Here is a 22,692-nt window from a genome sequence, read left to right on the forward strand (position 1 = left end):
CGTGTTCACCGGAATCGTCGAAGAACTGGGTGAGATCACCGCGGTCGAGGACCAGACCGACGCCTCGCGTTTCACCGTGAGCGGCCCGGTCGTGACCGAGGGCGCCAAGCACGGCGACTCGATCGCGGTGAACGGCGTGTGCCTGACCGTCGTCGAGTTCGGCGGCGGCACCTTCACCGCCGATGTGATGGCCGAGACGCTCAGCCGCTCCAGCCTGGGCGCCCTGCGCCCCGGCTCGCGGGTCAACCTGGAGCGCCCGATGGCGCTCGGCGGACGGCTCGGCGGGCATCTGGTGCAGGGCCACGTGGACGGCACCGGCACGGTCGTCGAGCGCACGCCGGCCGAGCATTGGGAGATCGTGAAGATCTCGCTGCCCGCCGAACTCACCCGCTACGTGGTGGAGAAGGGCTCGATCACCGTCGACGGCATCAGCCTCACCGTTGTCGAGGCGGCGGCCGACTACTTCACCGTCAGCCTCATCCCGACCACCCTCGCGCTGACCACCCTCGGCATCAAGCAGCCGGGCGACCCGGTGAACCTCGAAGTCGACGTGGTCGCCAAATACGTCGAGCGCATGCTCACCACTCCGGCCCCGGCGACCGCCTCGACCCCCGCCCCGGCCCCGAGCAGCGGGGAGGATCCCCGATGAGCGACACCGGCGTACTGCACTGGCTCAACAGCGAGGCCTTCACCGCCTTCGACCAGCACGTCATCTGGTCCGACATGATCGGCAACCTGCTGGGCCTGGGCGCGCTCGCGCTCGGCTGGCGGCGGGCGATGCTCACCTGGCCGGTCCAACTGCTGTCCGGCGTCGTGCTGGTGGCGGCCTTCTGGTCGGCGCAGCTCGGCGGCGGGGTCGGCAAGCAGTTCGTGGTGATCACCGTCGCGGTGTGGGGCTGGTACCAGTGGCGGCGCGGCGGGGCCGCCTCCGGCCGGCTGACCGTGAGGTTCGCCACCTGGCGGGAGCGGGCGGTGCTGGTGGCGGCCACCGCGGTCGGCACGGTCGCGGTCGCCTCGCTCTTCCTGGCGTATCCGAAGCTGTCCTGGAACCCGTGGCCGGACGCGTACATCTTCGTCGGCACGCTGGCCGCGATGTACGCCCAGGCCCGCGGCTGGGTCGAGTTCTGGTTCGCCTGGCTGGCCGTCGACCTGGTCGGGGTGCCGCTGAACTTCCACAGCGGCCTGCCCTTCTCCGGGCTGGTCTACATCGTCTACTTCGTCCTGGTGATCGCCGGGATGTACGCCTGGTGGCAGCAGACCCGCAGGGCCGCACCGGCCGCTGACGGGCCGTCGCAGGCGAAGCCGAGCACCACCGTCGCGGAAGGAGTGACGGCATGAGTGCCGTGACCGCACTGCAGGACGACTGGTACGACGAGGCCGACCTCGGTCTCGACCCGGTGGAACGGGCCATCGCGGAGATCGCGGCGGGACGCCCGGTCGTGGTGGTGGACGACGAGAACCGGGAGAACGAGGGCGACCTGATCGTCGCCGCGGAGAAGGTCACCCCGGAGATCGTGGCGTTCATGATGGCCGAGTGCCGCGGGCTGATCTGCGTACCGATGGAGCCGCCGGACCTCGACCGGCTTGACCTGCCGCAGATGGTGGGCGCCAACACCGAGTCGATGCGCACCGCCTTCACCGTGTCGGTGGACGCCGGTGCCGCGCACGGGGTGACCACCGGGATCTCCGCGGCCGACCGCGCCGCGACGATCCGGCTGCTGGCCGAGTCCTCGTCGGTGGCCGCCGACTTCGTGCGCCCCGGGCACGTCTTCCCGCTGCGGGCCAGGAGCGGCGGTGTGCTGGTGCGGGCCGGCCACACCGAGGCCGGCGTGGACCTGGCAAGGCTCGCCGGGCTGCGGCCGGCCGCGGCCATCGTGGAGATCGCCCGGGAGGACGGCACCATGGCCCGGCTGCCGGACCTGGTGCCCTTCGCCCGCAAGCACGGCCTGGCCATCATCTCCATCGAGGACCTGATCGCCTACCGCCGCTCGTCGGAGCCGAGCGTCCGCCGGGAGGCGGCCACCACGCTGCCCACGGCCTTCGGCGACTTCCGCGCCTACGGCTACCGCAGCACCGACGACGGCGTCGAGCACATCGCGCTGGTCGCCGGCGAACTGGGCGACGGCACCGACGTCCTGGTGCGGGTGCACTCCGAGTGCCTGACCGGCGACGTCTTCGGCTCGCAGCGCTGCGACTGCGGGCCGCAGTTGCAGGGCGCGCTGCGCCGGATCGCCGAGGAGGGCCGCGGGGTGGTGCTCTACCTGCGCGGCCACGAGGGCCGCGGTATCGGCCTGCTGTCCAAGCTGCGGGCGTACGAGCTCCAGGAGCGCGGCCGCGACACGCTGGACGCCAATCTGGAACTCGGCCTGCCCGCCGACGCCCGCGACTACGGCGCCGCCGCCCGGATCCTCACCGACCTCGGGGTGCGCTCGCTGCGGCTGATCACCAACAACCCGGCCAAGACCGGCGCGCTGGTGGGGCACGGTCTCGACGTGCTGGGGCGCGAGCCGATGCAGGTCGGGGCGGGGGAGCACAATCTGCGGTATCTGCGGACCAAGCGCGACCGGATGGGGCACGACCTGCCCTGGCTGGAGAGCGCTGGCCGCACCCACACGCCCGTCGGCACCGCCGAGGGCAGCACAGGAACCGAGCGAGGAGAGAAGTAGAAGTGAGCGGTAAGGGCGCCCCCGAGCTGACCGTCAAGAACTGCGGCGACCTGCGGGTCGCGGTGATCGCGGCGCAGTGGCACACGCAGGTGATGGACGGCCTCGTCGACGGCGCGATGCGCGCGCTGCACGACCTCGGGATCGAGGAGCCGACGCTGCTGCGGGTGCCTGGCAGCTTCGAACTGCCGGTCGTCGCCCGCGCGGTGGCGGGCCGCGGCTACGACGCGGTCGTCGCGCTCGGGGTGATCATCCGCGGCGGCACCCCGCATTTCGAGTACGTCTCGCAGGGTGTCACCGCCGGGCTGACGCAGGTCAGCGTGGACAGCGGTGTCCCGGTCGGCTTCGGCGTGCTGACCTGCGACGACGAGGAGCAGGCGCTGGACCGCGCCGGACTTCCCGGGTCGAACGAGGACAAGGGCCACGAAGCGGTCACCGCGGCGGTGGCGACCGCGGCGGTGATCCGCTCACTATCCGAACCGTGGCGGTGAACGGCGGGCGGTTCCCCGTAGGCTAGGACCACCATGGCCAACAAGACATTCGAGCAGCTCTTCGCCGAGCTGCAGCGCAAGGCCGCCACCGGCGACCCCAGCACGTCACGTACCGCGGAACTGGTCGGCAGCGGCGTGCACGCGATCGGCAAGAAGGTGGTCGAGGAGGCCGCCGAGGTGTGGATGGCGGCCGAGTACGAAGGCGCCGACGCCACCGCCGAGGAGATCTCCCAACTGCTGTACCACGTTCAGGTGATGATGGTCGCCCGCGGCATCTCCCTGGACGACGTCTACGCCCATCTGTGAGCCGTACGGCCGGCGCGGCGCACCGCGCGGGCCGTACGCGCACCTCCGCAACCCCCCGGCGCCACAGCGACCCGGCACCACAGCACCACCCCACCGCACTCACAGCGAAGGAACCAGACCCCATGCTGCGCATCGCCGTCCCGAACAAGGGCTCACTGTCCGGACCCGCGGCGGACATGCTCCATGAGGCCGGATACCGCCAGCGCAAGGAGTCCAAGGAACTGGTGCTGTTCGACAGCGCCAACGACGTGGAGTTCTTCTACCTGCGGCCGCGCGACATCGCCATCTACGTCAGCTCCGGGCGCCTCGACATCGGCATCACCGGGCGCGACCTGCTGCTGGACTCCGGGGCGAGCGCCGAGGAGATCCTGCAGCTCGGCTTCGCCCGCTCCACCTTCCGCTACGCCGCCAGGCCCGGCACCGCCACCGGCGTCGCCGGCCTGGGCGGGATGACGGTGGCGACCTCGTACGAGGGCATCGTGGAGAAGCACCTCGCCGACAACGGGGTGGCCGCCTCCGTGGTGCACCTCGACGGGGCCGTCGAGACCGCCATCCAGCTCGGCGTCGCCCAGGTCATCGCCGACGTGGTGGAGACCGGCACCTCGCTGCGCAACGCGGGCCTTGAGGCCTTCGGGGAGCCGATCATGGCCTCCGAGGCGGTGGTCGTCCGTCCCACCGGCGCGCCCGCCGGCGACCCGAAGGTGCAGAAGTTCCTGCGCCGGCTGCAGGGCGTCCTGGTCGCCAGGCGCTACGTGATGATGGACTACGACATCCGTGCCGAGCACGTCGACAAGGCCGTCGCGCTGACCCCCGGCCTGGAGTCGCCGACCGTCTCCCCGCTGCACCACGAGGGCTGGGTCGCCGTCCGCGCCATGGTCCCCACCAGCGACGCCCAGCGCATCATGGACGAGCTGTACGACCTGGGCGCCCGGGCGATCCTCACCACCGGCATCCACGCCGCCCGGCTGTGACCACCGCCGGCGACGACCGCGCGCTGGCCGCCGTCGCGCAGTTGCCGGTCACCTTCCGGCCGCTGGTCACCCGTGTGGTGCTGCTCACCATGGGGACGCTGCTGCTCGGCACGCTCAGCACCCTCGCGGTGGTGATGCCGCACGAGGGGGCGTCCCCGTGGAGCAGCGGCGACCGGATCACCGTGGTGGTCGTCGGGGTGCTCTCGCTGGCCCTGCTGACGCTGCTCAGCCGCCCCAAGGCGGTCGCGGACGCCGGCGGCCTGACCGTGGTGAACCTCACGGTCAAGCGACGGCTGGCCTGGGCCGAAGTGCTGGCCGTGCGGCTGCGGGCCGGCGACGCCTGGGTCCATCTGGACCTGGCCGACGGCACCACGCTGGCCGTGATGGGCATCCAGCCGGGGATCGCCAGGCGGCAGGCCGTCAGCGACGCCCGGCGGCTGCGCGCCCTGGTCGAAGCGCTCGGCGAGGCCAGGGACCGCGACCCGCGCGACGGGGCCGGTCCCGGGTGAAAGTGGCGCCTGCCGTCCTACGCGGCCGCGACCGCACTGGCTACTCTGGATCCGGGCGGTGCCACGACGGCGCCGCCCGCCGAACCGCCCGACCTACCGAGGAGTGACACTCACACCCCGATGGACGAACCGTCCGGTAATACCTGCGCCGCCCCTCCCGCCCCGTTCCATGGAGCGGCGGCCTCATGAGCACGTCACTGCTGCTGCTCGCAGCCGCCTTCGTCCTGATCCTCGCCAACGGCTTCTTCGTCGCCGCCGAATTCGGCCTGGTGACGGTGGAGCGCCCGGCCGCGGAACGCGCCGCCGCCGAGGGTGACCGGCGGGCGGCCGGCGTGGTCGCCGCCCTGCGCAAGCTGTCCTTCCAGCTGTCCGGCACCCAGCTCGGCATCACCATCACCTCGCTCGTCGTCGGCATGCTGGCCGAACCCGCACTCGCCGACCTGCTCACCGGGCCGGTCAGCGCCACCGGGATACCGGACGGCGCGGCCCCCGGGGTCGCGGTCGTGGGCGGCATGATGGCCGCCTCGGCCGTCCAGATGGTGATCGGCGAGCTGGTCCCGAAGAACTGGGCGGTCTCCCGGCCGCTGGCCGTCGCCAGGATGGTCGCCGGACCCCAGCGGGCCTTCTCCCGCGCCTTCCGGCCGGTCATCGAGCTGCTCAACTCCGCCGCCAACCACCTGGTGCGGATGCTGGGCGTGGAGCCCGCCGACGAACTGGCCTCCGCGCGCACCCCCACCGAGCTGGTCTCGCTCGCCCGGCACTCCGCCCTGGCCGGAACGCTGGAGCAGGACACCGCCGACCTGTTCGTCCGCACCCTGTCGCTCGCCGACCTCACCGCGGAGAACGTGATGACCCCCCGGGTCAGGGTCAGCGCCCTGGAGGACACCGCCACCGCGGCCGACGTCCTCAACCTCACCCGCGCCACCGGCCTGTCCCGCTTCCCGGTCTACCGCTCCCGGCTCGACGACATCGTCGGCATGGTCCACCTCAAGGACGCCCTCGCGGTGCCCGCCGAGGTGCGCGACCGCACCGCGGTCGGCCGGATCGCGGTCGTGCCGCTGCTGGTCCCCGAGACGCTGGCCGCCCAGCCGCTGCTCGACCTGCTCCGCAGCCAGCAGCCCATCGCGGTCGTCGTGGACGAGTACGGCGGCACCGCCGGGGTGGTCACCCTGGAGGACATCGTCGAGGAACTGGTCGGCGAGGTGCGCGACGAGCACGACGCCGTCGACCTGCCCGACCTCGCGCAGGCCCCGCCGGAGAACGGCCACCCCGCCTGGGACGCCGACGGCGGCTGCCGGATCGACACCCTGGCCCGGATCGGCCTCGACGCGCCGGAAGGACCGTACGAGACCGTCGCCGGCCTGGTCGCCGACCTGCTGGGGCGGATCCCCGAGGTCGGCGACACCGCGGAGCTGTCCGGCTGGCGGCTGCGGGTCGCCGAGGTCGGCCACCACCGGGCCGAACGGGTGCGGATCACGCGTACGGCGCCGGCCGCGGGGGAGGAGAGCGAACGATGAGCGCACTCCAGCTCCTGATCGCGCTGCTCCTGGTGCTCGGCAACGGTTTCTTCGTCGGCGCCGAGTTCGCCCTGGTCTCCGTCCGCCGCAGCCAGATCGAACCGCTGGCCGCCGCACAGCGCAGGGCGCGCACGGTCCTGTACGGCCTGGAGCACCTGCCGCAGATGATGGCCGCCGCGCAGTTCGGCGTCACCGTCTGCTCGCTGACCCTCGGCGCGGTCGCCGAACCCACCGTCGCGCACCTGCTGGAGCCGGTGTTCACCGCGGCCCACGTACCGGACGACCTGGTGCACGCGATCGGCTACGTGCTGGCGCTGGCCCTGGTGGTCTTCCTGCACCTGGTCATCGGCGAGCTGGTGCCGAAGAACCTGGCGATGGCCGACCCGGAGAAGACCGCCCTGTGGCTCAGCCCCGGGCTGGTCGGCTTCGCCCGGGTCTTCCGGCCGGTGATCGTGGTTCTCGGCGCGAGCGCCCGGGTGATCCTGCGCGCCTGCGGCGTCGAGCCCAAGGACGAGGTCGACGCGGTCTTCACCAGCGCCGAGCTGACCGTGCTGGTGGAGGACGCCCGGCGGGCCGGGCTGCTGGACTCCGACGAGCAGGAGCGCCTGGAGGACGCGCTGGAACTGGGCACCCGCCCGGTCACCGAGGTGCTGCTCACCCCGGACCAGCTGATCACCCTGACGCCGACGGTGACCCCCCGCGAGGTCGAGGAGCTGACCGTGCGCACCGGTTACTCCCGCTTCCCGGTGGCCGCGGAACCCGGCCCCGGCTACCTGGGCTACCTGCACGTCAAGGACATGCTGGACCTGGAGGACCAGGACCGCCCGGTGCCGCAGCGGCTGTGGCGCCCGATCACCACGCTGCGCGCCGACCTCCCGCTGGACGACGCGCTCACCTCGATGCGGCGGGCCGCCTCCCACCTGGCGGCGGTCGCGGACCCGGCCGGGCGGGTGCTCGGCCTGGTCGCCCTGGAGGACGTGCTGGAAATGCTGGTCGGCGAGGTCCGCGACCCCTCGCACCGCTCCGCGCCCGGCGAGCTGGTCGGCTGACGGCCGCCCCCGCCCGATCCGGCTACTCGGCCGGGTCGGGCGGCGGGACGCCGGGCCCGCGGCCCGACAGCACCTCGCCGTAGGCCTGCATCAGATCCGGCAGCCGCAGCGTGGACAGCTCCTCGCGGGTCGGCGTCGTCGCGTACTCCGACAGCCGCAGATCGCGGTAGGCGCAGCTCTTCTCGTACAGCGTGCGCAGCAGCCGCCCGTTGCCCAGCTCGTCGATCCAGCCCTGGTCGACGACATGGCCGCTGATCGCCCGCAGCTCCTCCAGCGCCTCGTCGTCCCACTGGTCGCCGTTCTCGCCGGCCAGCACCTGGCCGATCCGGGTCAGCTCCAGCGGGCGGTAGCTGGGGAAGTCCACCCGGGTGGTGAAGCGCGAGCTCAGGCCCGGGTTGGCGGCGAGCAGCCGGTCCATCCCCTCGGGGTAGCCGGCCAGGATGACCACCAGCCGATCGCGGTTGTCCTCGGCGCGCTTGAGCAGGACCTGGAGGGCCTCGTCGCCGTAGGCGTCACCCTTGCTGTAGCCGGAGTTGGACAGCGCGTAGGCCTCGTCCACGAACAGCACCCCGCCCAGCGCGGAGTCGATCAGCTCGTTGGCCTTGACCGCGGTCTGGCCGAGGAACTCGCCGACCAGGTCCGAGCGCTGCGCCTCCACCAGGTGGTCACCGCCGAGCAGGCCGAGGGCGTAGAAGACCCGGCCCAATATGCGCGCCACCGTGGTCTTGCCGGTACCGGAGGGGCCGGAGAAGACGAAGTGCCGCTTCGGCGGCTGCACCGGCAGGCCCTGCCCGGCCCGCAGCCTGGCCATCCGCAGCTGCGCGGACAGCGCCTTGACCTGCCGCTTGACCGGTTCGAGGCCGACCATGCCGTCGAGCTCGGCGAGAGCTTGGGCGAGCAGCGCCGGATCGGACCCGCCCAGCGGCAGTTGCGCGGGCAGCGTGCCGCTGAGCGGGGCGGCGGCCCGGTCGCGTATGTCGTCGTCCAGCGCGCCCGCGGAGGCCAGCAGCGCCTCGTCCATCTCGGTGGCGCCCTGCGGGCGGCCGTCGCCGGGGTCCGCATACAGCGCCGCGTCCAGGTCGCCTGCGCCCTCCGGGACCGCCTGCCCGCCGCCGTGCAGTGAGACGGCGGTGGCCAGGCCGGCGCTCTCGTCCAGGCCGTCGTCGGTCTCGTGGATGGCCGCCAGCCGTGCGGCGGTGTCCATGAACGCCGGGTCCACCCGGTGCACCGCCCGATACAGCGGCACCGCCGCCGCGGTGCGTCCGGTGCCCTCGTAGGCGCGGGCCAGCCAGTAGCGCAGCTCCTTGCGCTGCGGCTGCTCGCTGCGGCAGCGCATCAGGGCGGCGGCCAGCAGCGGCTCGGCCTGCCCGCACATCTCCAGGCGCACCCGGGCCATGCCGCCGAACAGGCCCGCCTCGATGCCGAGCAGCGGGTCGCCGAGCAGCGGCTCGGTGTGCCGGACCAGGTGCTCCCAGTCCTTGACCAGATACGCCCGGCAGGCGTGCAGGAAGCGCACCTGCGGGTCGGTGTCGACCGGCGGGCAGTCCGCCAGCGCCCGGTCCAGCTCCGCGACATGGCGGCCGTCCAGCCAGTGCGAGGCGTGCGCGAGCAGCAGGTCCCTGCCGGTCTCCAGCACCGGCTGCACCCACCAGCCCAGCCAGTACCAGGAGTTCAGGGTGCGGCGGTGCGCCGCCCGCTGCTCCCCGAAACGGTCCCGGTGCCGGTACATCTGCAGCAGCGCGGTGGCGGTGTCGGCCCGCAGCGCGTGCAGCCCGAGCCAGGCGTCGGCCATGCCGGGGTCGATACGGACCGCGGCTCTGAACTCCTCCTCGGCCTGGACGTAGGCGCCCATGGTGTACGCGTCGATGCCGCGCAGCCACGCGAGATCGGCCGGGGCGCCCGCGCGGTCGGTGCCGAAGTCCATCTAGTCCCCACCCATCGTTCCCCCGCGCCCCTCGCCGCTCGCCCGCGCGGCCAACCGGTGGGCAGCACGCGGGAGTTGAACCAGGCGGCGGCACCCCACGCCCCCGCCCACACCCTCCGGCATCGTACCCGCGAAGAGGTCAACTCCGTAGAGTGCGTAGCCCTGCGGGGCTTTGAGGGGTGCTGCCACGTGCGGTGGCGCCGCGTCCTCCCCGGCCCCGCGGGCCTGGCGCTCCCACTTGCGGTGGCGGTGCTGCTTCCCCGCCGTTGTGGCTTGTCGCGCCGTTCCTCGCGCCCCTGGGAAACGCTCGCCCTCCGCGTGGAGGGGAACCCCTCAGGGGCGCGGGGAACGGCGCGGGCGGGCGGGGTGGTGGTGGGGGCGGACGCGCACTGTGAGTGGCAGTCACCTGGGGGTGCGGGGAACCGCACGACCAGCCACGACGGCGGACAGGTCGCGGTGGCAGGGTCGGAGGGCAGGACGAAGCCCCCGGTCACGGGGGAACAACCGGGGGCTTCGTGCTACGAAGCGGCCTTCCGGGGCCGCTTGGTTGAAAACGTAATTGCTCCGCGCGGAGCGGTCAAGTACGTCACCCGCCGTGATCGTACGGGCCGGGAGCGGCGCGATATCCGCCCTCCGTCTGGTGGACCAGAAGGTCCGCGAAGGGCCGCGTCGGATCCGCCGCGAAGTGCTGGTCCTCCGCCGCGGACCACCCGGTCCAGAAGTGCTCGAGCGCGGGCCCGTCCCTGCGGATCCCGCGCGACCTGGCGGTGGCCGGGTCGACCTCAAGCCACAGGGTCACCGCCAGATACGGCCGCAGCGCCAACTGCCCGCTGCCGACCCCTTCCAGCAGCACCACCGGCGCCGCCGGCACCGCCCGCTCGCCGGCGAACCGCCGCGCGGTCCAGTCGTAGACCCGGTGCCGGGCCTCCCGGCCCTCCTGGAAGGGCACGACCACCTCGGCGACGAGCCGGTCCGCCCAGCCGAACGGCTCCTCGTGCGTGGCGAGATCGTCCGTGTGCACCACCGGCGCCCCGCCGGCCTCCGCGGCCAGCCGGGCGGCCAGCGTGCTCTTGCCGGCGCCCGCGTGTCCGTCGACGGCCACCAGCCGCACCGGGCCGCAGGACGGCGGCAGCAGGTCGAGCGTGCCGGCGAGACCGCGCAGCGAGAGCGGCGAATTCCCGGCCGGGCGGTGAGCGTCCATGGTCGGGGAGCATAGGGCCGCAGGCACGCCGTCCCGGTGCGCGCCGGGCCGTAAAGGTCTCCGTGTCGGGGGGCGGCGCCGTCTACCGTGGTCGGCGTGACCGACTCAGAAGACTCCGCCGCCGCCCTCCATCCCGCCGAGCGCCTCGAACTCGCCAGGCGGGCCACCGCCGACGCGGGCCTGGACGCGCTGCTGGTCTCTCCTGGGTCCGACCTGCGCTACCTGACCGGCTATCAGGCGCTGCCGATGGAGCGGCTGACCTGCCTGGTGGTACCGGCCGAGGCGGACCCCTTCCTGGTGGTGCCCGCCCTGGAGCGGGCCGTCGCGCAGGCCTCGCCGGCCGGCGGCCTCGGCCTGGAGATCACCGACTTCGGGGAGACCGACGACGCGTACGAGCTGATCGCCCGCCGGCTGCCGGCGGGCGTCCGCCGTTTCGCGGTCGACAACCACATGTGGGCGGAGAAGCTGCTGGCCTTCCAGGCCGCGCTGCCCGACGCCCAGGCGAGCCTGGCCGCCGACGTGCTGACCGAGCTGCGGGTGCGCAAGAGCCCCGCCGAGGTGGCCGCGCTGCGCCTCGCGGGCGGCGCCATCGACCGGGTGCACCGCAGGATGGGGGAGTGGCTGCGCGCCGGGCGGACCGAGCGGGAGGTCGCCAGGGACATCGCGGAGGCCATCGTGGAGGCCGGCCACGCGACCGTGGACTTCGTGATCGTCGCCTCCGGGCCGAACAGCGCGAGCCCGCACCACGACGTCTCCGACCGGGTGATCCGGGCCGGCGACCCGGTGGTGGTCGACATCGGCGGCACCACCGAGGACGGCTACTGCTCGGACTCCACCCGCACCTACGCCGTCGGCGAGCCGCCCGCGGCATTCCGCGAGCTGTACGAGGTGCTGCTGCGCGCGCAGACCGCGCAGACCGACGCGGTGCGCCCCGGCCTCACCGCCGAGCAACTGGACGCGGTCGGCCGGGACATCATCACCGCGGCCGGCTACGGCGAGCACTTCATCCACCGCACCGGCCACGGCATCGGCCTGGAGACGCACGAGGAGCCGTACATCGTGGCGGGCAGCAGGCGGGCGCTGGCGCCGGGGATGGCTTTCTCCGTCGAGCCGGGCATCTACCTGCCCGGCACCTTCGGCGCGCGCATCGAGGACATCGCGGTGTGCACACAAGGTGGCGGCGAGCGGCTGAATCTGACCGGGCGTGACCTGGTGGTCCTGCCCGGCTGAGCGTCACAGGAGCAGACCAATGTTGGTGGCGCCACGCGGCCGGAAAACCTGGTGGAAAGGGCGGCCGGGCTGCAATGGTGGTGCGACCTGCCGCCGGGCGGCGCGCAGGGGTGTCCCGCACCCGTCGAGGGAAAACGAGGGGATTTCGCCATGACCAGTAACGCGCCCCGCCGCGCCGTGATCGCCGCGGCGCTGGCCGCCGCCGCGGCCGCGGCGACGACCGCCACCGCGCAGCCGGCGTCGGCCGCGCCGTCCGGCGCCGCCGCGTCCGGCGCCGCGCCGCTGCGGCACGGCCGCACCGGTGAGCGCGACACCGCCCCGGTGGACTACCACGGCTGGACGTCCTTCGCCGACTGGCTGTTCGGCGCGCACGCGGGCACCCGGCCGGTGGCCGGCAAGCGGGCGGGCCTGGAGATCAGCCGGGCCACCGGCTCGCTGGACTACACCGACCCGCACACCGGCCTCACCGCCACCTGGGAGTCGGCCTCCTGGACCTCGCCGGTGCGCCGGGTGCCGCACCCGGCGAGCGAGCTGATCTCGTCGTGGAACGCGCACACCCCGGCCGGCACCTGGATCCAGGTCGAGCTGCTCGGCACCTACACCGACGGCACCGCCACCCCGGCGTACGTGATGGGCCGCTGGACCGCCGGCGACGGCGACCAGGACATCCGGCGGACGTCGGTGGACGACCAGACCGACGGCAAGAGCAGCATCTGGACCGACACCTTCTCCATCGACGACGCGGCGGCCGGGCCGCTGCTCGCCTCGTACCGGCTGCGGCTGACGCTCTTCCGCAAGCCCGGCAGCAAGTTGACCCCGACCGTGTGGCGGCTCGGCGCGATGGCGTCGAACATCCCGGACCGCTTCACCGTGCCGGCCTCGGTGCCCGGCGAGGCCACGGGTGTGGAGCTGCCGGTGCCGGCCTACTCGCAGAACATCCACAAGGGGCAGTACCCGGAGTACGACAACGGCGGCGAGGCCTGGTGCAGCCCGACGTCGTCCACGATGGCCATCGAGTACTGGGGTCGCGGCCCGACCGCCGAGCAGCTGGCCTGGGTCGACCCGTCGTACGCGGACCCGCAGGTCGACCAGGGCGCCCGCTACACCTACGACTACCAGTACGAGGGCTGCGGCAACTGGCCGTTCAACGCCGCCTACGCGGCGACGTACAAGGACATGCAGGGGATCATCACCCGGCTGCACTCGCTGGCCGACGTCGAGAAGCTGATCAAGGCCGGCATCCCGGTGATAACGTCCCAGTCCTTCCTGGCCTCCGAGCTGGACGGCGCCGGATACGGCACCTCGGGGCACCTGATGTGCCTGGTGGGCTTCACCGCGGACGGCGACGTGATCGCCAACGACCCGGCGAGCGACAGCGACGCGGTGGTCCGCAACGTCTACAAGCGGGCGCAGTTCGAGACGATCTGGCTGCGGACGAAGCGGATCAACGCCAGCGGCGGGGTCAGCGGCGGCACCGGCGGGGTCTGCTATCTGTACTTCCCCGCGCAGCCGAGCCCGGGGCAGCGGCGGGCGCTGGCGGCGGTCGGGGTGGCGTGAAAAGGGGGCGCTCCGGGCGCCCCTGACGTGCGGCGGCCTGCCGGGACCCGGTAATTGGTAGAGACCAATTTTGTGGGTTGCTCTAAAGGTCTGGACCAACTCATTGACGGGTTCGCGTCAGCGCAGGATTCTGCTGGCACGTCCCCCCACAGGAGGTCCAGACGTGAAGCGTCTCCAAGCACTGGGTTCCGGCGTGGCCGCCGTCGCCCTCGCCTTCGCCGGGCTCGGCGCCGCCGCCGCGCTCGGCACGGGGCAGGCCAGCGGCGCCACGGCGTCGGCGAACGCCCTGAGCAACCAGTGGTACGCCGCCGCCCCGTACCTGATGCCGACCGACAACAACCCGCCGGACGCGACCGCGATCATGGACGCCACCGGCCTCAAGGCCTTCCAGCTCGCCTTCATCCTCGCCCCCAACGGCGGCGGCTGCAGCCCGACCTGGGGCGGCACCAGCGCGGTGTCCTCCGACACCGCGGTCGCCGGGGTGATCTCGGCGATCAGGGCCAAGGGCGGCGACGTCTCGGTCTCCATCGGCGGCTACGGCGGCACCAAGCTCGGCCAGGCCTGCTCCGACGCCTCCTCCACCGCTGCCGCCTACCAGCAGGTCATCAGCAAATACCAGCTCAAGGCGATCGACTTCGACCTGGAGGAGCCGGAGTACGAGAACACCGCGGCCGTCGCGCACGAGATCGGCGCGGCCAAGATCCTCCAGCAGAACAACCCGGGCCTGTTCGTGTCGGTGACCACCGCGGGCACCGCGGCCGGCACCGGCTGGTTCGGCCAGCAGATGCTCAACGAGGCCAAGTCGCAGGGCTTCACGCCCAACAACTTCTCCATCATGCCCTTCGACGGCGGCTTCAACGGCGCCGCCTCGCAGACCGCCGCGCTGACCGCCTTCAACGGCCTGCTCAGGACCACCTTCGGCTGGGACACCGCGACCGCCTACGCCCACGAGGGCTTCTCCGGCATGAACGGCCGCAGCGACTCGGGCGAGTACTTCTACCAGGCCGACTTCCAGACCGTGCTGGACTACGCCACCAGCCACGGCATGGGCCGCTTCACCTTCTGGTCGCTCAACCGGGACCGGCAGTGCAACCCGCCCAACAACGGCGCCACGTCGGGCACCTGCAGCAGCGTGGCGCAGGCCAGCTGGGACTTCGCCAAATACTCGGTGAAGTTCGCCGGCGCCACCCCGCCCAGCAGCCCGCCGCCCACCACGCCGACCAGCCCGCCCGGCGGCGGCACCTGCACGGTCGGCGAGTGGAGCGCGTCCGCGGTCTACGTCGGCGGCAACGAGGTGGCGCACCACGGCCACAAGTGGAAGGCCAAGTGGTGGACCACCAACGAGGAGCCCGGCACCACCGGTGAGTGGGGTGTGTGGCAGGACGAGGGCGCCTGCTGACGGCCGCTGACTGGCTGAAAACGACGGTGGACCCGGGGCCTTCACGGCCGCGGGTCCACCATCGTTTCTGCACGTGCCCTGCCCTGTGTGCGCACATTCGCCGTTGCGCGTACCCGCACCTGTACATGCCGGTGGTTGTTGACCGAAAACGGACCTCGCATCTCCGGTCGCGTGTTTCGCTCCGAACAGGTGATCAGTAGCCTCACAGAGTAAGCGGCCCACCGTCCGCGAGAGTTGACTCCGGACAGGTTGAACCCGGCCCGACGACCTGGAGACTCCCACCGTGACCGACCGTCCTTCCTGGGCACCGCCCGGCATCGACATCTCCGTGCCCAGCGTGTCGCGGGTCTACGACTACTTCCTCGGCGGTTCGCACAACTTCGAGGTGGACCGGGAAGCGGCCAGAGTCGCGCTCAAGGCCATCCCCGGCATCCCCAAGGTCGGCCAGGCCAACCGGGCGGTGATGCGCAGGGCGGTGCGGCACGCGGTCGGGCAGGGCATCGACCAGTTCCTCGACATCGGCTCCGGCATCCCCACCTTCGGCAACGTGCACGAGGTCGTCCACACGCTGAATCCGGCCGCCGACGTGGTCTACGTCGACAACGACCCGGTCGCGGTCGCGCACAGCAAGGCGGTCCTGGACGGCAACGAGCACGCCACCATCGCCGCCGCCGACCTGCGCGACCCGAAGTCGGTGCTCGACCACCCGGAGACCCGGCGGATGCTGGACCTCGGCCGGCCGGTCGCGCTGCTGCTGGTGGCGGTGCTGCACTTCCTGCGCGACAGCGACGACGCCTACGCCGTCGTCGCCACGCTGCGCGACGCCCTCGCCCCCGGCAGCCTGCTGGTCATCACGCACGCCACGCCCCAGCTCGGCCCGCTCAACGACGACCAGCGCCGGGTCCAGGACGTCTACCAGCGCACCAGCACCCCGCTGATCATGCGGACCGTGCCCGAGGTGGAACGCTTCTTCACCGGATTCGAGCTGCTCGAACCGGGAGTGGTACCGCTGGCGTACTGGCGGCCAGACAGCCCGCCGAGCGACGACGAGGACCCCGTACTGCGCACCGGGCTCGCCGGCGTGGGGCTGAAAGCGTGACCGCGCGGCCGGTCCTGTCCGGTCACGGGGCGGCGGGCGCGGCGTCCGTGGCGGGCGGCACCCCGGCGGCGGGCGGGGACAGCCTGGAGCGGTTCGCCGCGATCTGGGGCCGGGCGATCTACCCGGTCACCGCCACCTCGATGACCCGGGCCGAGTTCGAGCAGCACCTGCTCCCGCTGGCCCGCACCCTCAAGGACACCCTGCACGCAGGACGCTTCGACCCGCGTGACGCGGTCCCGGTCGGCGAGGGGCTGGTCGCGGCGCACTGCACCGACCCCGAGGCGCTGCCCAGCATCCTCGGCATCATCGACGCCTACCTGGTGCTCTTCTGCGGCCCGGTGCCCGGCCTGCCCGCCGACGAGTGCCGGGTGCGCTGCTCGCGGCTCCAGCACGCGGTCGCCGTCGGCTTCTCGCACGCGATGCGCGAACGCACCCTGCACGAGCAGGAGTCGATCTCCCGCGCCGCGCTGAACGCCAAGACCGAGGCGGAGAGCGCGCTGGCGGCCAGCGAGGCCCGCTTCCGCGCGGTCTTCGAGACCGCCCCGGTCGGCATCGGCATCGCCGACCTCGACGGCAAGGTGCTGGAGGTCAACGAGGCGCTCACCCGGATGCTCGGCAGCGAGTCGTACATCAGGCACCGCAAGGCCGGCGAGTGGGCGCACCCGGACAACGGCTCCGAGGCCGGGCAGCTGAACCGCGAGCTCGCCCGCGGCGAGCGCGACCACTACCACATCGAGAGGGCCTACCCGCGGGCCGACGGCTCGGTGCTGTGGGCCGACGTCCAGGTCTCGCTGCTGCGGGACTCGGCCGGCCGGCCGCAGTACCAGCTCGGCCTGCTGGAGGACATCACCGAGCGGCGCCGGCTGCTGGAGCGGCTGCGCCACCAGGCCACCCACGACGCGCTCACCGGACTGCCCAACCGCGCGCTGTTCTTCGAACGCCTCGACCGCGCGCTCAGCGCCACCGACGACCAGGGCGTCGCCCAGGCCGACCGCAGGATCGGCGTCTGCTACCTCGACCTGGACGGCTTCAAGGCGGTCAACGACAGCCTCGGCCACGCGGTGGGCGACCGGCTGCTGGTCGCCGTCGCCGACCGGCTGCGCGGCTGCGTGACCTCGCCCGACCAGCTGGTCGCCAGGATCGGCGGCGACGAGTTCGTCGCCCTCTACGCCGACCCGCCGAGCCAGAGCGCCGTCACCGACCTGGCCGCCCGCATCCTCAAGGCGCTCTCCATCCCGGTGCTGCTCGACGACCGCCCGCTGCCGGTGCACGGCAGTATCGGCATCGTGCACGGTCCGGTCGGCGCCCGCGGCCCCGCCGACGTGCTGCGCAGCGCCGACATCACGATGTACCGCGCCAAGGAGCGCGGCGGCAACCGCTACGAGGTCGCCGACGCCGACGCCGACGCCCGCGCCATCACCCGGCACGGGCTGACCAACCAGCTGCCGAGCGCGCTGCGGCACGGCGAGTTCTTCGTCGAGTACCAGCCGCTGATCGGCCTGGAGGACGGCGCGGTGCTGGGCGCCGAGGCGCTGGTGCGCTGGAGCCACCCGGTGCACGGGGTGCTCGGCCCCGACCAGTTCATCCCGCTCGCCGAGAGCACCGGGCAGATCGTGCCGCTGGGCCGCTGGGTGCTCGAACAGGCCGCCGCCCAGGCCCGCGACTGGCAGGACGGGCAGTTCAGCGGCGCCGCGCCACGGATCAACGTCAACCTGTCACCGGTGCAGCTCGGCCACCCCGACCTGGTGGCCGAGGTCGCCGCGGTGCTGGACGAGACCGGCCTGCCGCCCAGCGCGCTGTGCCTTGAGGTCACCGAGAGCGCGCTGATCGGCGCCGACGAGGACGCGCTCAAGCCGCTGCGCCGGATCGCCGACCTCGGGGTGGCGATCGCGCTCGACGACTTCGGCACCGGATACTCCAACCTCTCCTCGCTGCGCTGGCTGCCGGTCAGCGTGCTGAAGCTCGACCGGTCCTTCACCCGAGGCATGCGCCAGCAGCCCGCCGACCCGATCGAACTCAAGATCGTCGAGGGCATCGTCTCCCTCGCCCACACCCTCAACCTCACCGTGACCGTCGAGGGCGTCGAGACCCGCACCCAGGCCGAGCACCTGCGCGCGCTGGGCTGCGACACCGCCCAGGGCTGGTACTACGGCAAGGCCGGGCCGGCCGACCAGCTGCACATGCTGACCCTCGCCGACGCCGGCTGACGCAGCCGCGGCGCCCCGCACCGCGGCGCCGGACCCGCCAGGTCCGCTCCCGCCGGACGGCCCGCACCGGCGCCGCTGCGCGGACCGCTTGGGCCGCTGTGATGAAATCCCTGGGTAGACCGCATCCGGACCTGGGAGTTCCACTGAGCGCCGCAGCCGCAGAGACGCTGTCCGTGGCCGCGCTGCTCGTCGTGCTGGGCTTCGCGGTGCTCCGGCCGCACGGCTGGCCCGAGGCGGTGGCCGCGGTGCCCGCCGCGGCGCTGCTCACCGCGGTCGGCGCGGTGCCGCTGTCGGCCGCCTGGGGGCAGATCAAGGAGCTGGCGCCGGTCGTCGGCTTCCTGGCCGCCGTCCTGGTGCTGGCCGAACTGTGCGCCGACGACGGGCTGTTCACCGCCGCGGGGGACGCCATCGCGCAGGCCTGCCGCGGCGAGCCGCAGCGGCTGCTCGCCGGGGTCTTCGCCGTCGCCGCCGTGGTGACCGCGGTGCTCAGCCTGGACGCCACCGTCGTGCTGCTCACCCCGGTGGTCATCGTCACCGCCTCGCGGGCCGGCGCCCGGCCCCGGCCGCACGTCTACGCCTGCGCCCACCTGGCCAACTCCGCGTCGCTGCTGCTGCCGGTCTCCAACCTGACCAACCTGCTGGCCTTCACCGCGGCCGGCGTGACCTTCACCCGGTTCGCGCTGCTGATGGCCGTGCCGTGGCTGCTCGCCATCGGCATCGAGTACCTGATCTTCCGCCGCTTCTTCGCCGCCGACCTGGCGGTCACCGAGCACCCGCCGGAGCAGGGCGAGCCGCCCGCCGTGCCGGTGCTCACCCTGGTGGTGCTCGGCCTGACGCTGGCCGGTTTCGCGATCACCTCGCTGTTCGGGATCAACCCGGCGTGGGCGGCGCTGGCCGGTGCGCTGGTGCTCGGCGGGCGGGCGCTGTACCGCCGCCGGGCGACGGTCGGCTCGCTTGTGGTCGCGGCGGGGCCGCTGTTCTGCCTGTTCGTGCTCGCGCTCGGCGTGGTCGTCGAGGCGGTGGTGCGCAACGGGCTGTCGGACGCGGCCGACGCGGTCCTGCCGTCCGGCAACGGGCTGCCCGCACTGCTCGGGATCGCCGCCTTCGCCGCCGTGCTGGCCAACGTGATCAACAACCTGCCCGCCGTGCTGGCGCTGCTCCCGCTGGCCGAGACCGGCGGCGCCGGTCCGGTGCTCGCCGTGCTGATCGGCGTGAACCTCGGCCCCAACCTCGGCTACGCCGGGTCGCTCGCCACCCTGCTGTGGCGGCGGGTGCTGCACGACCACGGCACCGACGCCTCGCTGCGCACCTTCACCCGGCTCGGCCTGCTCACCGTGCCGCCGACGCTGGTGGCGTCCACCGTCGCGCTGTGGGCGGGCCTGCAGCTCACCGGCACCTGACCCGCACCCGGCGGTCAGCCCTGCTTCTCGAAGGTCGTCGGCGCGCCCGCCGCCTGCGAGCCGCTGCCCAGCCGCAGGTGGTCCGTGCCGGTCATGGAGAGGGTGTAGACGTTGCCGGTGGGGCAGCGCAGGTCGGAGTCCGGGTCGGTGGGGGTGCTGGTGACCGCACGGAAGACCATCGTGGTGCCCTGCGCCTGGGACAGCTCCAGCTCCTCGGTGCAGCCCGCCTCCGCCGTGGTGCCCGTCGTCCTGGCGTGGCTCACCTGACGGCCGACCGTGCTGCCGCGCGCACCGCCGGTCAAGGTGAGGGTGACCTTGATGTCCTCGGTCCCCTGGGCCAGGCTGCCGGGACCCTCGCCGACCCAGGTGCCGACCCACGCGGCGGGCAGCGCGCCGGCGGACGACGGCCGGGTCGAGGAGCTGCTGGTGCCCTTGCCGCCGGAGTCCCCGTCCCCGCCGGAGCCGCCGTTCTGGTCGAGCACCACGGCCACCACACCGCCGAGCACGACGACCCCGGCCACCGCGAGCGCCAGGCTCGTACGCCGCCGCTGCGGACCCGGCCCGCCGGGGGCGCCGGCGGCCGGGGGGCCGCCGTACGGGCTGTACGGCTGCGGGGCCGGGTGCGCCGCGGCCGGTGCGGGAAGGGTCGGCGCGGGACCGGCTACGGACAGCGGTGCCGGGCCGGCGGGTGAGGGCGGCGGGTAGGCCGCGCCCGGGCCGTACGGCGACGGGCCGAGGTCCCCGGCCGGCGGCGCCCCCAGCGCGGCCCGCGTCATCGACTCCCTGGCCGCCACCTCGGCGGCCAGCCCCGGCAGCGCGCCGGGCCAGTGCCCGGGGGCGTCGCCGCCGGGCAGCAGGGCCGCCGCGGCCCGGGCGTCCGGACGCTCCCGGGGGTCCTTGGCCAGGCACGCCCGCAGCAGCGGCAGCACCACGTCGGGGACGCCGCTCAGGTCCGCGTCCTCGTGCACCACCCGGTAGAGCAGCGCGGGCGCCGAGGGGTCCTCACCCGGACGCTGGAACGGCCCGCGCCCAGTGGCGGCGTAGACCAGCACCGCCGCCAGCGCGAACAGGTCGCCCGGCTCGGCGGCCGCCCCCGCCGTCGCCTGCTCAGGCGGCATGTAGCCGGGGGAACCGATCATCCCGCCTGTCCTGGTGTGGCGGGAGTCCTCCGCGGCCCTGGCGATACCGAAGTCGATCAGCAGCGGGCGCTGCCCGGCCAGCAGCACGTTGGACGGCTTGACGTCGCGGTGGGCCAGGCCCGCGTCATGGACGGTCCGCAGCGCCGCGCACAGCTCGGCGGCCAGCGCCGCCACCGCGGGCGCCGGGAGCGGGCCGTGCGACACGACATGGTCGGTGAGCGACGGCGCCGGTACGTACTCGGTCGCCAGCCACTGCGGGGTGGCGCCGGGCGGGCTGAAGTCCACCACCGCGACCGTCCACGGCGACCGCACCCGGTCGGCATGCCGGATCTCCCGGGCGAAGCGGTCGCCGAAGCCGGGATCGAGGGCGAATTCCGGCCGTACGGTCTTCAGCGCCAGCGCTCTGCCCGCAGGAGTACGCGCCAGGAACACCTGTCCCATCCCGCCCGCTCCGAGCCGCGCGAACAGCGGATAACCGCCGATCGACCGCGGATCGCCGGCCCCCAAGCTCTCCATGCGCTGAGCGTACGACGCCGCACCCGTCCGGCCCCGCCGGTTCCGGAAACCGACGGCCCGGCGCCGCAGCCCGCCAGGGCCGCCCCACCCGGGGCTGGGCACCGGTGACGGGGCGTCGCCGATCGGGCATACTCCAACCCGCCGGTCGTTGATCAATCCGTGCCGTGATCCGGTACGGAAACCTCGCGTCCGGGTATGCCCATCGGACGGCACCGCCCACCCACGGTGGTTTGCCGCCGTCGCCCCCGAGAGGGAGGAGTGCGCCGCCATGCAGCAGTACGGCCCGCAGCCGGTGTCCCGTCAACTGCCCACCGAGGAGGCGCGGGACCTGCTCGCGCTCACCCGGGACGTGGCCCAGCGGGAGATCGCTCCCGCCGCGGCCGCCGAGGAGGAGGCCGGGCGTTTCCCGCGTGAGACGTTCACCCTGATCGGCCGGGCGGGGCTGCTCGGCCTGCCCTATCCGGAGGAACACGGCGGCGGAGGCCAGCCGTACGAGGTGTATCTGCAGGTGCTCGAAGAGCTCGCGGCGGCCCGGCTGACCGTGGGCCTCGGAACGAGCGTCCACACCCTGTCCTGCCACGCCGTCGCCCACTACGGCAGCAAGGAGCAGCGCGCCGAGTACCTGCCCGGCATGCTCGGCGGCGCCCAGCTGGGCGCGTACTGCCTCTCGGAGCCGACCTCGGGCTCCGACGCCGCAGCCCTGCGGACCCGGGCGGCGCGCGACGGCGACGACTGGACGATCGACGGCACCAAGTCGTGGATCACCCACGGCGGCGTCGCGGACTTCTACACGGTGCTGGCCCGCAGCGGCGGCGAGGGCGCGCACGGCATCTCGGCGTATCTCGTACCGGGCGACGCGCCGGGCCTGGTGGCCGCGGTGCCCGAGCGGAAGATGGGCCTGAAGGGCTCACCGACCGCGCAGGTGCACTTCGACGCCGTCCGGGTGCCGGACTCCCGCAGGATCGGCGAGCTCGGCCAGGGCTTCGCCATCGCGCTCGACGCGCTGGACTCCGGGCGGCTCGGCATCGCCGCGTGCGCGACCGGCCTGGCACAGGCCGCGCTGGACGCGGCGCTCGGCTACGTCATGGAGCGGCGGCAGTTCGACCGGCCCGTCGCCGACTTCCAGGGCCTGCGCTTCATGCTCGCCGACATGGCCACCAGGATCGAGGCGGGCCGGGCGCTGTATCTGGCGGCGGCCAGGCTGCGCGACGCGGGACAGCCGTTCTCCGCACGGGCCGCCATGGCGAAGCTCTTCTGCACCGACACCGCGATGCAGGTGACCACCGACGCCGTCCAGCTGCTCGGCGGGTACGGCTACACCGCGGACTTCCCGGTCGAGCGCTACATGCGGGAGGCGAAGGTGCTGCAGATCGTGGAGGGCACCAACCAGATCCAGCGGATGGTCGTCGCCCGCCATCTGGCCGGCCCCGAGTCCAGGGCCTGACCGGGCGGCCGCCGCGGCCGCGGGGGAGTGCCTGGCCGACGTCGTCCACGCCGGCCGGGGGCGCGTCCTG

19 protein-coding genes are annotated in these 22,692 nt (G+C 73.4%); 16 read left to right on the forward strand and 3 right to left on the reverse strand.

What is annotated here, in order from left to right:
- The first annotated feature begins 1 nt into the window (after position 1).
- The 9 genes from OG702_RS30355 to OG702_RS30395 all read left to right on the forward strand — a co-directional run bounded on the left by OG702_RS30355 (position 2) and on the right by OG702_RS30395 (position 7,506).
- The gene (locus OG702_RS30355) at positions 2-649 is read left to right on the forward strand and encodes a riboflavin synthase (protein ID WP_327292132.1); all 648 of its coding nucleotides are present in this window, start codon (positions 2-4) and stop codon (positions 647-649) included.
- Positions 646-1,338: a nicotinamide mononucleotide transporter family protein gene (locus OG702_RS30360; RefSeq protein WP_327292133.1), complete on the forward strand. Its 693-nt coding sequence runs from the start codon at positions 646-648 to the stop codon at positions 1,336-1,338. The genes OG702_RS30355 and OG702_RS30360 overlap by 4 nt, the downstream gene beginning before the upstream one ends.
- The gene (locus OG702_RS30365) at positions 1,335-2,666 is read left to right on the forward strand and encodes a bifunctional 3,4-dihydroxy-2-butanone-4-phosphate synthase/GTP cyclohydrolase II (protein ID WP_327292134.1); all 1,332 of its coding nucleotides are present in this window, start codon (positions 1,335-1,337) and stop codon (positions 2,664-2,666) included. Before OG702_RS30360 ends, OG702_RS30365 begins: the two co-directional genes overlap by 4 nt.
- Positions 2,667-2,668: 2 nt before the next feature.
- Positions 2,669-3,154 carry a 6,7-dimethyl-8-ribityllumazine synthase gene (gene ribH / locus OG702_RS30370; protein ID WP_327292135.1) on the forward strand — a complete coding sequence of 162 codons (486 nt, stop codon included), beginning with the start codon at positions 2,669-2,671 and terminating at the stop codon, positions 3,152-3,154.
- A gap of 33 nt (positions 3,155-3,187) precedes the next feature.
- A complete protein-coding gene (locus OG702_RS30375; protein WP_327292136.1) occupies positions 3,188-3,460 on the forward strand; it encodes a phosphoribosyl-ATP diphosphatase in 273 nt (90 codons plus the stop codon).
- Between the two features lie 122 nt (positions 3,461-3,582).
- Entirely contained in the window at positions 3,583-4,431 is an 849-nt protein-coding gene (gene hisG / locus OG702_RS30380; protein ID WP_327292137.1) for an ATP phosphoribosyltransferase, read from the forward strand.
- Entirely contained in the window at positions 4,428-4,940 is a 513-nt protein-coding gene (locus tag OG702_RS30385) for a PH domain-containing protein (protein ID WP_327292138.1), read from the forward strand. Before hisG ends, OG702_RS30385 begins: the two co-directional genes overlap by 4 nt.
- A gap of 185 nt (positions 4,941-5,125) precedes the next feature.
- Entirely contained in the window at positions 5,126-6,457 is a 1,332-nt protein-coding gene (locus OG702_RS30390) for a hemolysin family protein (protein WP_327292139.1), read from the forward strand.
- The gene (locus OG702_RS30395) at positions 6,454-7,506 is read left to right on the forward strand and encodes a hemolysin family protein (protein WP_327292140.1); all 1,053 of its coding nucleotides are present in this window, start codon (positions 6,454-6,456) and stop codon (positions 7,504-7,506) included. The genes OG702_RS30390 and OG702_RS30395 overlap by 4 nt, the downstream gene beginning before the upstream one ends.
- A 22-nt stretch (positions 7,507-7,528) precedes the next feature.
- On the opposite strand, the gene OG702_RS30400 is transcribed toward OG702_RS30395, so the two are convergent.
- Together OG702_RS30400 and OG702_RS30405 are read right to left on the reverse strand one after the other, a co-directional pair.
- Positions 7,529-9,430, reverse strand: a complete 1,902-nt coding sequence (locus OG702_RS30400) for an AAA family ATPase (RefSeq protein WP_327292141.1) — start codon at positions 9,428-9,430, stop codon at positions 7,529-7,531.
- A gap of 586 nt (positions 9,431-10,016) precedes the next feature.
- Positions 10,017-10,631, reverse strand: a complete 615-nt coding sequence (locus OG702_RS30405) for a uridine kinase family protein (protein WP_327292142.1) — start codon at positions 10,629-10,631, stop codon at positions 10,017-10,019.
- A gap of 87 nt (positions 10,632-10,718) precedes the next feature.
- On the opposite strand from OG702_RS30405, the gene OG702_RS30410 reads away from it, so the two are divergent.
- The 6 genes from OG702_RS30410 (at position 10,719) to OG702_RS30435 (ending at position 19,523) form a co-directional block, all read left to right on the forward strand.
- On the forward strand, positions 10,719-11,861 hold the full coding sequence (locus OG702_RS30410) for a M24 family metallopeptidase (RefSeq protein WP_327292143.1): 1,143 nt from the start codon (positions 10,719-10,721) through the stop codon (positions 11,859-11,861).
- A gap of 150 nt (positions 11,862-12,011) precedes the next feature.
- The gene (locus tag OG702_RS30415; protein ID WP_327292144.1) at positions 12,012-13,418 is read left to right on the forward strand and encodes a C39 family peptidase; all 1,407 of its coding nucleotides are present in this window, start codon (positions 12,012-12,014) and stop codon (positions 13,416-13,418) included.
- Positions 13,419-13,581: 163 nt separating this feature from the next.
- Positions 13,582-14,817, forward strand: a complete 1,236-nt coding sequence (locus OG702_RS30420; RefSeq protein WP_327292145.1) for a carbohydrate-binding protein — start codon at positions 13,582-13,584, stop codon at positions 14,815-14,817.
- Between the two features lie 283 nt (positions 14,818-15,100).
- Positions 15,101-15,916 carry an SAM-dependent methyltransferase gene (locus tag OG702_RS30425; RefSeq protein ID WP_327292146.1) on the forward strand — a complete coding sequence of 272 codons (816 nt, stop codon included), beginning with the start codon at positions 15,101-15,103 and terminating at the stop codon, positions 15,914-15,916.
- 47 nt (positions 15,917-15,963) lie between these two features.
- A complete protein-coding gene (locus OG702_RS30430) occupies positions 15,964-18,123 on the forward strand; it encodes a putative bifunctional diguanylate cyclase/phosphodiesterase (RefSeq protein WP_327293432.1) in 2,160 nt (719 codons plus the stop codon).
- A gap of 101 nt (positions 18,124-18,224) precedes the next feature.
- Positions 18,225-19,523: an ArsB/NhaD family transporter gene (locus OG702_RS30435; RefSeq protein ID WP_327292147.1), complete on the forward strand. Its 1,299-nt coding sequence runs from the start codon at positions 18,225-18,227 to the stop codon at positions 19,521-19,523.
- Positions 19,524-19,537: 14 nt separating this feature from the next.
- Here OG702_RS30435 and OG702_RS30440 read toward each other — a convergent pair whose 3' ends face one another.
- On the reverse strand, positions 19,538-21,178 hold the full coding sequence (locus tag OG702_RS30440; protein ID WP_327292148.1) for a serine/threonine-protein kinase: 1,641 nt from the start codon (positions 21,176-21,178) through the stop codon (positions 19,538-19,540).
- A 268-nt stretch (positions 21,179-21,446) separates the two neighbouring features.
- Here OG702_RS30440 and OG702_RS30445 point away from each other — a divergent pair, with 268 nt between their 5' ends.
- The gene (locus tag OG702_RS30445; protein WP_327292149.1) at positions 21,447-22,622 is read left to right on the forward strand and encodes an acyl-CoA dehydrogenase family protein; all 1,176 of its coding nucleotides are present in this window, start codon (positions 21,447-21,449) and stop codon (positions 22,620-22,622) included.
- Positions 22,623-22,692 lie beyond the last annotated feature (70 nt).

This window comes from Streptomyces sp. NBC_01198, assembly GCF_036010485.1.
GTDB lineage: Bacteria > Actinomycetota > Actinomycetes > Streptomycetales > Streptomycetaceae > Actinacidiphila.